The 12314-nt window shown below is 71.1% G+C and carries 10 protein-coding genes and 1 pseudogene; 1 reads left to right on the plus strand and 10 read right to left on the minus strand.

Going from position 1 to position 12314, the window contains the following annotated elements; translation table 11 throughout:
• Positions 1 to 83 precede the first annotated feature (83 nt).
• The 8 genes from AC2CJA_RS05715 to rfbB form a co-directional block, all read right to left on the minus strand.
• On the minus strand, positions 84 to 1805 hold the full coding sequence (locus AC2CJA_RS05715) for a gamma-glutamyltransferase family protein (protein ID WP_484601557.1): 1722 nt from the start codon (positions 1803 to 1805) through the stop codon (positions 84 to 86).
• A 207-nt stretch (positions 1806 to 2012) separates the two neighbouring features.
• Positions 2013 to 3083, minus strand: a complete 1071-nt coding sequence (locus AC2CJA_RS05720; protein WP_484601558.1) for a methyltransferase domain-containing protein — start codon at positions 3081 to 3083, stop codon at positions 2013 to 2015.
• Positions 3010 to 4038, minus strand: coding sequence for a methylenetetrahydrofolate reductase [NAD(P)H] (metF, locus tag AC2CJA_RS05725; RefSeq protein ID WP_484601559.1), 1029 nt, complete (start codon positions 4036 to 4038; stop codon positions 3010 to 3012). The genes AC2CJA_RS05720 and metF overlap by 74 nt, the downstream gene beginning before the upstream one ends.
• A complete protein-coding gene (locus AC2CJA_RS05730) occupies positions 4035 to 4208 on the minus strand; it encodes a hypothetical protein (RefSeq protein WP_484601560.1) in 174 nt (57 codons plus the stop codon). The genes metF and AC2CJA_RS05730 overlap by 4 nt, the downstream gene beginning before the upstream one ends.
• Positions 4205 to 5191, minus strand: a complete 987-nt coding sequence (locus tag AC2CJA_RS05735; protein WP_484601561.1) for a carbohydrate kinase family protein — start codon at positions 5189 to 5191, stop codon at positions 4205 to 4207. Before AC2CJA_RS05735 ends, AC2CJA_RS05730 begins: the two co-directional genes overlap by 4 nt.
• A gap of 66 nt (positions 5192 to 5257) precedes the next feature.
• Positions 5258 to 6466 carry a methionine adenosyltransferase gene (gene metK / locus AC2CJA_RS05740; protein ID WP_484601562.1) on the minus strand — a complete coding sequence of 403 codons (1209 nt, stop codon included), beginning with the start codon at positions 6464 to 6466 and terminating at the stop codon, positions 5258 to 5260.
• Positions 6467 to 6544: 78 nt separating this feature from the next.
• Entirely contained in the window at positions 6545 to 8158 is a 1614-nt protein-coding gene (locus AC2CJA_RS05745) for an MFS transporter (RefSeq protein ID WP_484601563.1), read from the minus strand.
• A 120-nt stretch (positions 8159 to 8278) separates the two neighbouring features.
• A complete protein-coding gene (rfbB, locus tag AC2CJA_RS05750; protein ID WP_484601564.1) occupies positions 8279 to 9274 on the minus strand; it encodes a dTDP-glucose 4,6-dehydratase in 996 nt (331 codons plus the stop codon).
• A 140-nt stretch (positions 9275 to 9414) separates the two neighbouring features.
• On the opposite strand from rfbB, the pseudogene AC2CJA_RS05755 reads away from it, so the two are divergent.
• A pseudogene (locus AC2CJA_RS05755) lies at positions 9415 to 10254 on the plus strand (winged helix-turn-helix domain-containing protein); the annotation flags it as partial.
• Between the two features lie 56 nt (positions 10255 to 10310).
• On the opposite strand, the gene AC2CJA_RS05760 reads toward AC2CJA_RS05755, so the two are convergent.
• Both AC2CJA_RS05760 and AC2CJA_RS05765 read right to left on the minus strand, forming a co-directional pair.
• Positions 10311 to 10823 (minus strand): pyridoxamine 5'-phosphate oxidase family protein, encoded by a 513-nt coding sequence (locus AC2CJA_RS05760; RefSeq protein WP_484601565.1) that lies wholly within the window; start codon positions 10821 to 10823, stop codon positions 10311 to 10313.
• Positions 10824 to 12266: an FAD-dependent oxidoreductase gene (locus tag AC2CJA_RS05765; RefSeq protein WP_484601566.1), complete on the minus strand. Its 1443-nt coding sequence runs from the start codon at positions 12264 to 12266 to the stop codon at positions 10824 to 10826.
• Positions 12267 to 12314: the final 48 nt, after the last annotated feature.

A 12314-nucleotide genomic window follows, 5' to 3' on the forward strand; every position in this document is an offset into this window, starting at 1 on the left:
GAATCCGGCAGCGGCGGGTTCCGCCCGGGCCGGCGTACGCCCGGTGGCCCCGGCCGTGGAACGCCCCGCCGCGGGCGAGGGGGTCAGCGGGCTACGGCGTACGTCTGACGGCCGCGCGGGCTCGCGGCGGCCAGCAGCAGGTCACGCCCGGGGTCCGCACCGACGGCGCAGACCTTGCCCAGCGAGAACTCGGCCGCCAGCTCGACCTCGTGCCCGCGGGTGCGCAGCTCCTCGATGACGCCCGGATCGCAGTTCCGCTCCACGGTCAGCACCCTCGGACGCGACTCGTGCGGAGTGAACGAAGCGGCGAAGTGGTCGGTGTGGAAGGCGAGGGTCTCGGTCGCGGACTGGAGGTCGAGGCCGAACTCGGCCACCGCGAGGAAGAACTCCAGGGTCCACTGGTCCTGGCGGTCCCCGCCCGGGGTGCCGAAGGCCAGGACCGGCTTGCCGTCCCTCATGACGAGGCTGGGGCTGAGCGTGGTGCGCGGACGGCGGCGCGGCCCGAAGGAGTTGGGGTGTCCCTCCTCGAGGGTCATCGTCTGCGCCCGCGTGCCGAGTGAGAGGCCGGTGCCGGGGACGACGGGGGAGCTCTTCAGCCAGCCGCCGCTGGGAACGGCGGCCACCATGTTGCCGAACCTGTCGGCCACGACGATGGTGCAGGTGTCGGTGCGGGCCCTGGTGGCCTGTACGACGGTGGGCAGGCCGTTGTGGATCTGGGACATCCAGTGCTCCCGCTCCGGGGGCACGGGGTCCGCCACGTGCTCCGGCACGTGCGGCCGGCGTCCACCGGGGGAGCCGGGGCGCAGGGCGGTCGCGGCCTTCGCCTCGACCAGCTCGCGCCGTTCCGCCGTGTAGGCGGGGCTCAGCAGGGTCTCCAGCGGCACGTCGCTGTGGTCCGGGTCCCCGTACCAGGCCTCGCGGTCGGCGAAGGCCAGCTTGGCGCACTCGGCCACGGTGTGGATGTACTCCGCGCTGTTCAGGCCCATGCCGCGCAGGTCGAAGCCTTCCAGGAGCGCGAGCTGCTGGAGGAATACCGGGCTCTGCGACCAGGGGCCCGGCTTGTGGACCGTGCAGTCCCCGTACCGGATGTGCGCGGACTCCTCCGCGGTCGCCCGCCAGTCAGCCATGTCCTGACCGGTCAGCAGCCCCTTGTGCCGTCGGCCGGTGGAGTCCAGGACCTCCGTGGAGGAGACGAACGTGTCGATGGCCTCGGCGACGAAGCCCTGGTAGAAGGCCTTCTCGGCCGCGGCGATCTGCGCCTCGCGCCCGCCGGACGCGGCGCCGGCCTCCCGCAGGAGCCGCTTGTACGTCTCCGCCAGCGCGGGATTGCGGAACCGCGAACCGGCTGCGGGAGGACGTCCGTTGGGCAGGTAGACGCGCCCGGACTCGAGCCACTCCGTCTCGAACAGCGGTGCCAGCACCTCGATGGCCTCCGCCGTGCCGGCCAGCAGCGGAAAACCGTTCTCCGCGTAGCCGATGGCGTAGTCGAGGATCTCGGACAGCGGCAGTGTGCCGTGCTCGGCCAGCATCCGCATCCAGGCGCCGAAGGCGCCGGGCACGACGGCCGGCAGCAGGCCCGATCCCGGAATCTGGTTCAGCCCCAGCCGCCTGATGCCGTCGATGGTGGCGGCCCGGGGCGTCGGCCCCTGTCCGCACACCACCTGCACGCGGTCCGTCGACGCCCGGTAGGAGAGGATCGGCACATCACCGCCGAGCCCGTTGAAGTGCGGTTCGACCACCTGCAGGACGAAACCGGCGGCGGCGGCGGCGTCGAAGGCGTTACCGCCCTTCTCGAGGATCGACATGGCGGCCGCCGAGGGCAGCCAGTGGGTCGAGGAAACGGCTCCGAAGGTTCCACTCAGATGTGGTTTTCCCCAGTTCAACGCGACACGCCTTTCTGTGTTCTCTGTGTGAACGGTTTCGTGACCGACCCCCGGGCCGGGGGACGCCGGCCGCCCGCGGCCGCCCCCGCCCCCCCCCCCCCCCCCCCCCCCGGGGCGTGGTGCGCGCCGTCAGCCCTGCGGCACGAGGTCGTAGAAGCACATGCGCGGCCCGGCCGTGGCCCAGGTGAGGGTGCGGCGGCACGACAGGCGGGTCCGTTCGAAGATGTCAAACCACGCCGCCCGGTCCGCGGGGAAGCCCTGGTCGGTGAGGACGTGCATCAGGAAGAACTCCGAATCGTTCTCCCGGTCGTCGTAGAACGGCTCCGGTTCGCCGATCAGCAGCATCCTCTCGCCGGTGAGGAAGTCCGCGTAGGCGTTCAGGATGTCCACGACGGCCTTGTCGCCGTCCCTGAAGTGCTCGTGCAGAACGCCGATGCCGGTGATCACTTCGGCGCCCGAGCAGACCTCGGGCCAGGTCGCGGGGTTGAACGCGTCGGCGACGACGAAGTCGAGCCGGTCCTTCAGGCCGTGGCGGCGTGCGAGGCCGCGGGCGACCTCCACCGCCGCGGGCGCGATGTCCAGGCCGACGCCGGTGATCCCCGGATCGTTCAGGCAGGCGTCGACGAGGAGCTGCCCGCCACCGCAGCCGAGGTCCAGGATCCGCCTGGCCCCCCGGTTGCGCATGGTCTCCAGGACGATCGGGGTGTAGTACCTGGCGAATATGGTCCCGCAGTGGCGGCTCAGCGGCCCGTTGCTCCGGTGCACGTCCGTGCCGTAGACGGCCCGTCCCGTCATCAGGTCGTCGGCCCGCCGGACGACCGGGCCGTACGCCTCGAGGTAGAAGCCGAGCCGGGCCAGGGAGACGTCCGATGTCAGGAGCGCACCGCGGCGGGTCAGCCGGTAGGCGCCCCGCCACTCCTCGAGCACGCCCTTCAGGACCAGGTAGCGCAGGACGTTCGACGCGATGCGCTGGTTCATGCCGTCGAGGAGGCCCGCCTCCGCGCTGTCGCGGCCGCTGCGCAGACGTTCCAGCAGCCCGGACTTCGCCAGTGCGTGCACGGCGTGGCAGAGGTGCAGGGAGCTGAGGAGATCCGGCATCGAGGAGAGCTGGAAGTCCTGCCACCTGCTACTCAGTTCCTCGTCGCGGAGCTCCAGGACCTCGCTTCTCCGCGGTCCGGAGCTCCTGTGCGTGGTGTCCATCTTCCGTCTTCCCCTTCTCTCGGAACGTGTCGGATGCGCGAGCGCGAACAGGACCGGCCGGGACCGCGGTGCCGGGCGCGGGGGCGGTGCCCAGGATGTTGCGGTGGATGTCGAGGGTGGCGGTGGACTGGTTGAGGGTGATGTAGTGCAGGCCGGGGGCGCCTTCGGCCAGCAGGCGGTCGGCCATGGCGGTGGCATACTCCACGCCGATGCGGTGGCCTTCGGCGGGGTTGCCGCGGGCGGCCTCCAGGCGGTGGGCGAGGTCTTCGGGGAAGGCCGCGCCCGACAGCGCGGCGAAGCGGGCGATCTGGCGGGCGTCGGTGGCGGGCATGATCTCGGGGATGATCGGGGTGTGGCAGCCGGCGGCGGTGACCTTGTCGCGCAGCCGCAGGTAGTCCTCGACGTGGAAGAACATCTGGGTGATGGCGTAGTCGGCGCCGGCGCGGCACTTGGCGACGAAGTGGCGGATGTCGCTGTCCCAGTCGGGGGAGCGGGGGTGTTTTTCGGGGAAGGCGGCCACTCCGACGCTGAAGTCGCCGGTCTGCTTGATCAGGGAGACCAGTTGGTGGGCGTGGGTGAGGCCCCGGGGGTGGGGGGTCCAGGGGGCGCCGGGGTCGCCGGGCGGGTCGCCGCGCAGGGCGAGGAGGTCGTGGACGCCGGCGTCGGCGTAGCGGCCGACGATGTGGCGCAGTTCGGTCACCGAGTGGCCGACGGCGGTGAGGTGGGCGACCGGTCGCAGGGTGGTTTCGGTGGCGATGCGTTCGGTGACCTCCACGGTGCGGTCGCGGGAGGAGCCGCCGGCTCCGTAGGTGACGGAGACGAAGGTCGGAGCGAGCGGTTCGACGCGGCGGATCGCGTTCCACAGGACGCGCTCGCCCTTGTCGGTCCTGGGCGGGAAGAACTCGAACGAGAAGGAGGGGGCGCCGGCTTCGAGGAGGTCGCGCAGCGTGGTCATGCCCGGCCTCCGGCGTCGAGGCGTTCGGCTTCCGGGTGGTGGGTGGGGGCGGCGTCGGCGGACTGCTCGGGGTGGGGCCGGAATTCCTCGGGCAGCCCGTGCGCCCGGTCGGCGACGTCGTACTCCGCCGGTACCGTACGCAGGGCATCGGCACGGGTCGGGTCGCTCATATGCCGATCCTCCGAAGGCAGGGGGCGACCTCTGCGGCCGCCGGTGCGCCGTAGCCCTGTTCGAGGCGCAGGAGGAGATCGGCGGCGGAGAGCTTGTACTCCTGCGTGCCGACCGCCTCCAGGACCACGGCGGCCAGCGCGCAGCCCAGCCGGGCGGCCCGCTCGTACGGCCACTGCCAGGCGACGCCCGCCAGGAAGCCGGCCCGGAAGGCATCGCCGACGCCGGTGGGGTCGACCGGCCTGGGAACAGGGACGGCGGAGATGCGCAGGAGTGGTCGCCCGGGCTGTGCGACCGTGACTCCTTCCGGGCCCCGGGTGGTGATCCAGGCGCCGACCCGCTCCAGGATCTCGTCCTCGAACCAGCCGGTGAGCTGCCGGAGCAGAGCGGACTCGTACTCGTTGGTGAACAGCCAGCGGGCGCCGTCGACCAGCAGCCGGGCCTGGCCGCGGTCGAGGCGCGCCAGTTGCTGGGAGGGGTCGGCGGCGAAGGGGATGTTCAGGTTCCGGCACTCGTCGGTGTGCCGGAGCATGGCCTCGGGATCGTTGGGGGAGATCACCGCGAGGTCCACGCCGCCGGCCCGGCGGGCGTGCGGGGCGAGGGTGATGCCGCGGGCCTCTCCCATCGCGCCGGGGTAGAAAGTGGCGATCTGGTTGTGGTCGTCGTCGGTGGTGCACACGAAGCGGGCGGTGTGCAGGGTGTCGCTCACGTGGGTGAGCCGGGTGTCCACGCCGTTGGCCTCCAGCCACTGCCGGTACTCGGCGAAGTCGAGGCCCGCTGCCCCGGCCAGGAGGGGCCGCAGGCCGAGCCGTCCCAGGCCGATGGCGATGTTGGCGGCCACCCCACCACGGCGGATCTCCAGGGTGTCGGCGAGGAAGGACAGCGAGACCCGCTCCAGGTGTCCGTCGACCAGCTGGTCGGCGAACCTTCCCGGGTAGGCCATCAGGTGGTCGGTGGCGATCGATCCGGTCACAACGATGCGCACGGCATTCACTCCTCGGGCCCGGCCGGACCGGCGGGCGCGGCCCGCCGGTCCGGACGGGGACAGGGGTCAGAGGTCGGCGGCGGTGCGTAGGGCGTCGGTGCGGTCGGTGCGCTCCCAGGTGAAGTCCGGCAGTTCCCGGCCGAAGTGGCCGTAGGCGGCCGTCTGCGCGTAGATCGGGCGCAGCAGGTCCAGATCCCGGATGATCGCGGCCGGGCGCAGGTCGAACACCTCGGAGACCGCCTGCTCGATCCGCTCGGGATCGACCGTGTGCGTGCCGAAGGTCTCCACGAACAGACCAACCGGCTCGGCCTTGCCGATCGCGTAGGCCACCTGCACCTCGCACCGGGCGGCCAGCCCGGCGGCCACCACGTTCTTGGCCACCCACCGCATCGCGTACGCGGCCGACCGGTCCACCTTGGACGGATCCTTGCCCGAGAACGCCCCGCCGCCGTGGCGGGCCATCCCGCCGTAGGTGTCGATGATGATCTTGCGTCCGGTCAGGCCCGCGTCCCCCATCGGACCCCCGATCTCGAACCGGCCCGTGGGGTTGACCAGCAGCCGGTAGCCGTCGGTGTCCAGCTTGATGCCGTCGGCCACCAGCTCGCCCAGCACATGCTCGACGACGAACTCGCGGACATCCGGCGCCAGCAGCGAGTCCAGGTCGATGTCGGAAGCGTGCTGGGAGGAGACCACCACGGTGTCCAGCCGCACCGCCTTGTCACCGGCGTACTCGATGGTGACCTGCGTCTTGCCGTCCGGGCGCAGATAGGGGATGGTGCCGTTCTTGCGCACCTCCGACAGCCGCCGGGAGAGGCGGTGGGCCAGGTGGATGGGCAGCGGCATCAGCTCCGGCGTCTCGTCGCACGCGTAGCCGAACATCAGACCCTGGTCGCCGGCGCCCTGCCGGTCCAGCTCGTCCTCATCCCCCTCCACCCGGGTCTCGTAGGCGGTGTCCACGCCCTGGGCGATGTCGGGGGACTGCGCCCCGATGGACACCGACACCCCGCACGAGGCCCCGTCGAAGCCCTTCTTGGAGGAGTCGTAGCCGATGGCCAGGACCTTCTCCCGCACCAGGGTGGGGATGTCGGCGTACGCGGCGGTGGTCACCTCCCCGGCCACATGCACCAGACCGGTGGTGATCAGTGTCTCCACCGCCACCCGGGAGGCCGGGTCCTGCTCCAGCAGGGCGTCGAGAACGGTGTCGCTGATCTGGTCGGCGATCTTGTCGGGGTGACCCTCGGTCACGGACTCCGAGGTGAACAGGCGGCGGGACATTTCCACACGTCTCCTTACTTGGCGAGCCGCCGTGGCTCCGCAGCGGCCGGTCGGCGAGTCCGGTACGGGGAGATCCGGTCAGGGGGCGAGGGCGCCGGCCGACCGGCCGTCCCCGGCGCCGTCGTCCTCGGCGGTTTCGCCGTCTCCGGTGCCGGGGCGGACATGACGCAGGGTGGTGGCCACGAGTACGGCGCAGACGGCGACCAGGACCGCGCCGATCACCGACATGGCCGACAGGCCGTACGAGAAGGCCTCGCGGCTGAGGTCCACCAGCCTGCTCCCCAACTCCTCGGGCAGCCGCTCGGCTGCGGACAGGGCTTTGGCCAGGGTGTCCTCGGCGGCCCCGACGGCCCCGGCCGGAATCTCGGCGCCCGCGGTCTCCTCCACCCGCGTGCGGTACACGGCGGTGCCTATGCTGCCGAGGACGGCCAGGCCGAGTGCGCCGCCGAACTCGTTGCTGGTCTCGGAGACCGCGGACGCCGCGCCCGCCCGGTCCGGGGGAGCGGAGCTGACGACCATGTCCGTGCCCAGGTTCAGTGCCGGGGCTATGCCCGTGGCCATGACGGCCAGGCCCGTCACCAGCAGCACGAAGTCGGTGCGGTCGGCGCGGGCGACGAGGAGCAGGCCGACCGCGGCGGCCGCGAGGACGGCGGCCATGACGTAGGCCGCACGCACCCGGCGCAGCGCCGTGATGGCCACCACCGTGCCGATCACCCCGCCGACGCTCCCCGGCAGGATCCACAGGCCCGCCTCCAGCGGGGACAGTCCGTGCACCAGCTGGAGCGACTGCACGATGAACAGGTTGATGCCGAACATGACGAAGGTCAGGGTGGCCAGGGCGCTCAGGGACACCCGGAACCGGGGCTCGTGGAACAGGCGCAGGTCGATGAACGGGTCCTCCAGGCGGCGCTGCCGCCGCAGGAAGACCGCGCCCGTGGCCACGCCGAACACGACGGCCAGCACCGCCGGTGCGCCCAGCCCGTCCCGGGCGACCTGCTTGACGCCGTACACCACCGGCAGGACGGCCGCCAGGGAGAGCAGGGAGCTGACGAGGTCCAGCCGTCCGGCCGAGGGCGCGCGGTACTCGGGCAGCAGGACGGGACCGAGCAACAGCAGCGTCACCATCACGGGGACGCCGATGAGGAAGACCGACCCCCACCAGAAGTGCTCGAGTGTGACGCCTCCGACCAGCGGGCCGATCGAGGCGCCCACGGTGAAGCACATCATCCACGCGGATATGGCGATGGTCCGCTGGCGCTCGTCGGGGAACATGACGCGCAGGAGCGAGAGGGTGGACGGCATCAGCGTCGCTCCGGCCAGTCCCAGCAGGGCGCGGGCCGCGATCAGCGTCTCGGGACTGGAGGCGTAGGCGGCCAGGACGGAGGCGGCCGCGAAGGCGCCGGCTCCGGTCAGCAGCAGGCGGCGCCGGCCTATCCGGTCCCCGAGGTTGCCCATGGTGATCAGGAAGCCCGCCACCATGAATCCGTAGATGTCCGTGATCCACAGCAGCTCGGAACCGGTGGGCGCGAGGTCGGAGCTGAGGTGCGGGACGGCCAGGTGCAGCACCGTCATGTCCATCACGATCAGCATCGCGGGTAACGCGAGGACGGCCAGCCCCAGCCATTCCCTCAGCCCCGCGCGGGGCGGGACGCGGCCGGGTTCGGCGGAGTGGTCGGATCGGGCGGAGGTCATCAACACTCCTTGTCGGTCACTGGTTGCGGTTGCCGGGCGGCGGGGCAGGGGCTTCCCGCGGTTCCCGGCGGCGGTGCGGCGGATCGGCCGTCGGCGGCGGCCGGCGGCTCCGGCGCGGGGTCAGGTGGCCGGGGAGGGGGAGAGCGGCCGGCGGGCCGCCTCCCGGGGCCACCAGCCGTCGTTCCCGCGGTACCAGTCGACGGTCTCGGCCAGCGCGGCGCGGAAGTCCCGGCGCGGCGCCCACTCCAGCTCCCGGCGGATCTTGGCCGTGTCGACCGAGTAGCGCCGGTCGTGCCCGGGGCGGTCGGCGACGGGCTCGACGCTGTCCCAGGACGCGCCGCAGTGTTCCAGCAGGAGGGCGGTCAGCTGCCTGTTGGTGAGCTCGACCCCGCTCCCGATGTTGTAGACCTCGCCGGCCCGCCCGGCCGTGCGGACCAGTTCGAGCGCGGCGACGTGGTCGTCGACGTGGATCCATTCCCGGGAATTGTCGCCGGTGCCGTAAAGCGGTACTTTTCGCCCGTTCAGCAACCGGGTGACGAACAGCGGAATTATCTTTTCCGGATATTGGCAGGGGCCGAAGTTGTTGCAGCAGCGTGTGACGCGGACGTCCAGGCCGTGGGTCGTGCGGTAGCTGAGCGCGAGCAGATCACTGGCCGCCTTCGAGGCGGAGTACGGCGAACTGGGGCACAGCGGGTGGTCCTCGGGCCATGAGCCGTGCGGGATGGAGCCGTACACCTCGTCGGTGGAGACGTGCACGAAACACCGGATGCCGTGCCGGACCGCCGCGTCCAGCAGGACCTGGGTACCCAGGACGTTGGTGCGCACGAACTCCTGACCGTCGGCGATCGACCGGTCCACGTGGCTCTCGGCGGCGAAGTGCACGATCTCGTCCACGTCCCCGGCCACACGGTCGACCGTCTGCGGATCGCGGATGTCGCCGAGGACGAAGCGGAATCCCGGATGGCTGCGTACCGGGTCCAGGTTGGCGGGGTTGCCCGCGTAGGTGAGACGGTCCAGAACCGTGATGCGCAAGTCGCTCTGCGGCGTCAGCAGGGTTCTGACGTAGTGCGATCCGATGAATCCGGCGCCGCCGGTCACAAGGATGCGGGTGGGCACGGGATGCTCCTTACTCCGTGGGTGAAATGCCCGGTGCGGTAAGCGGAATCCGGTGACCTCGCTGCTGCGGCATTCGGCCGTGCCGTGTGTGTACACCATTGCTATGTTTGGGTCGCACTCCGGCGCATGGTGCGCTCGGGGTGGGGAATGCGGTTACGAGCACGATTCCAGCGCACCCATACGGCAGCAGAGCCTTACCGAAAGGGGGATTCGCTTTGTCTGTTGAGGACGGGAGCTCGCGCAGACTCACGGTTCGAAAGGGATCGAACCTCGCCGGTCCGGTTTTCCGGAACGGCCACGAACACCCCAGAACACGCATCCTGGTAGCTTCCGGATGCCCTTCGGCGGATGCGTTGAAACGGGACATGCAGCGACACGGTTACGACGCCTCCGTAGCACCCAGTGGTGAGGACGTGCTGGGGGCGTACCACGACTGCGACCTCATCCTGCTGGACACCGACCTTCCGGATCTCGACGGTGTCTCGGTGTGCCAGGCCATACGCAGGGACAGCGAAGTGCCCATCATCGGCTTCACTCCGGCGGAGGCCGAGGTGGACCAGGTGCTCCTGCTGGAGGCGGGATGCGACGACTGCGTCGAGATCCCCTACCGGGCGCGTGAGCTGGTGGCCCGGATCAAGGCCATCCTCCGCCGGACCAGGGCGTCGCGCGCACCGGAGGAGGCCGGCCGGGGGGAGGGCGACTGCCTGGAGCTCGGTCCGCTCGTCATCGACCCCTCCCGGCGGGAGGCGTGTCTGTGCGGGCGTCCGCTCGCCCTGACCCGCAAGGAGTTCGACCTGCTGTACACGCTGGCGACGGAGCCGGACCGGATCTTCCAGAGACAGGAGCTGATGTCCGTCGTCTGGGACTACCCGGCCGACACCCGGATCAGCGTCCAGGCGAGCAGGACCATAGACACCCACGTCAGCAGCCTGCGCGGCAAGCTGGGCAGCAGCGAGTGGATCACGACCATCCGCGGGGTCGGCTTCCGGTTCGGGGTGCCCGCCGCGGGAGGCCGTCCCGTTACGGCCCAAGCTGCTCAGGATGAGAAGCGCCAACGGGTCTGCGCGACACAACCTTTGGTGAAGGCGAACACCGTTCGGGGAGCGACGGAGAAGGCCCAGGCCCGGCCGACGGAGCCGCTGAGAACGTCACCGTCGACGACGTAGTCCCACATCGCGCCGTACTTGCGGCGGAACGTCTCGGCGGCCTCCTCCAGCCTCTCCTCCTCGGTGACCCGGACCGCCCGGCCCTCCAGCACGATGTCCACGCCGCTGGAGAGCCGGTTGGTCCCGGTCAGCAGCGAGCACCGGGGGTTGGACACCAGGTTGAGCACCTTGCGTTCCCGGGGCAGCGAGCAGAACCACAGGGCCCCGTCGTGCCACGCCCCCGCCACGGGCGTTATGTGCGGTCTGGGGATGGGCCGCACGGTCGCGACCCAGTACAGCTCGGCCTCGGCCAGCGTGCGGCGCGTCTGGCTCCAGGAGGCGGGGCGCGCCTCCTCGGAGCTGTAGCGGGGATCCAGTTCCACGTCGTAGGGGTTGTCGGTCATTCAGAGGTCTCCAGGTCGTGACAGCGCGGCGGGACCGGACGACATCACCGGTACGGGCACTCCGCCCGCTCCCAGGCTCCGGGCGAACTCCGGATAGGAGTCGATGATCTCGTCGGCCTGTGTGCGCAGGTCGTACCGCTCGCACAACAGGTCCAGGACGTACTTGTCCCACTCACTGCGCCGGACGATCTCGTGATAGGGGATTCGGGTGAAGGCGACGAGCTGGTAGAGCTGGGTGAAGTCCTCCGGGTACCGCTGGTGCAGCCTGCGCTCCAGCCCCTTGCGCAAGTGGAACAGCTCGTCGTCGATGTGGGCGCTCAGCTCCTCCAGGTTGGCCATGGACAGGTCGGCTATCGCCTGGCCGGGAGCCACCCGCAACTCGCTGAACTCCGCCACCGCGGCCCGGACGGCGGTGTGGCGGTCGGAGCAGGAGCCCAGGTGGCGGTCGAGCAGGTCGCACAGCACCTCCGCGTCCTCGAAGCTGCAGTTGATGCCCTGGCCGTAGAACGGGACGACCGTGTGGGCGGAGTCGCCGAGGAGCACGGCGCGGTCGTAGTGGTAGGGGGCGCAGCGGACGATCTTGAGCAGGGCGGGACGGGTGTCCCAGACCTCCTCGGCGACCTGCGGCAGGGCCGCGGCGATGTCGGGGTACTCGCGGTCGAAGTGCTCCCGTACGGAGTCGCGGTCCGCGAAGGACCGGAACCGCAGCTCGCCGCCCCGGCTGTCCACCGGCATGAACAGGGTGGTGGTGGGGATGCCGTCCCGGTTCGGCTGGGCCTGGAGGAAGTGGTCCCCGCGGGGCCACAGGTGCATCCCGTCCGGGCTGAGCTTCCGGGCCGTTTCGGGCAGCATGGTCAGCTCGACGTGGCCGTGCGGGATGTACTCCTGGTGGATCCGCATCCGGGCACCGGACTTGGACAGCTCGTGGCGCAGCGCGCTGTTCGCGCCGTCGCAGCCGATCAGGATGTCCCCGGTGGCCCGGCACACGCCGCCGTCCGCGGTGACGAAGACGGCTTCGGCGCGGTGCGCGTCGGCGGCGACGCAGGAGTGGCCGAAGTGCACGGACGCCCCTGCCTCCAGCGCCTCCTCCAGAAGGACGCGCTGGAGGGCGGCACGCGGTACGGACAGCAGATGGTGATCGCTGCCGACCCCGTAGGGCTGGTGGGTGAGCGTGCCGTCGCGGTGGTGCACGACGCGCTGCTGGAGCATCGCCCCCGTGGCGTATATGCGGTCGCGCAGAGCGGGGTGCAGGGCGCTCGATCCGCGGTGGGTGAGGGTCAGGTTGAACGAGCGGCCGGTCCCGACGGTGGCCACGCCGCCGGGGGACTGCTTCTCGTGCACCTCCACCTCGAAGTTCCGCCGGCGCAACTCGACGGCGAGGAGGCAGCCCACCGGGCCGGCTCCCACGATGACGGCCCTGACGCGGCGCCTGGCTCCTGACATGACGGGGTCCTTCCTGCGATGGCCTTCGGCGGCTGGGTGTCCTCGGCG

The organism is Streptomyces sp. ATLC9, from assembly GCF_057196705.1.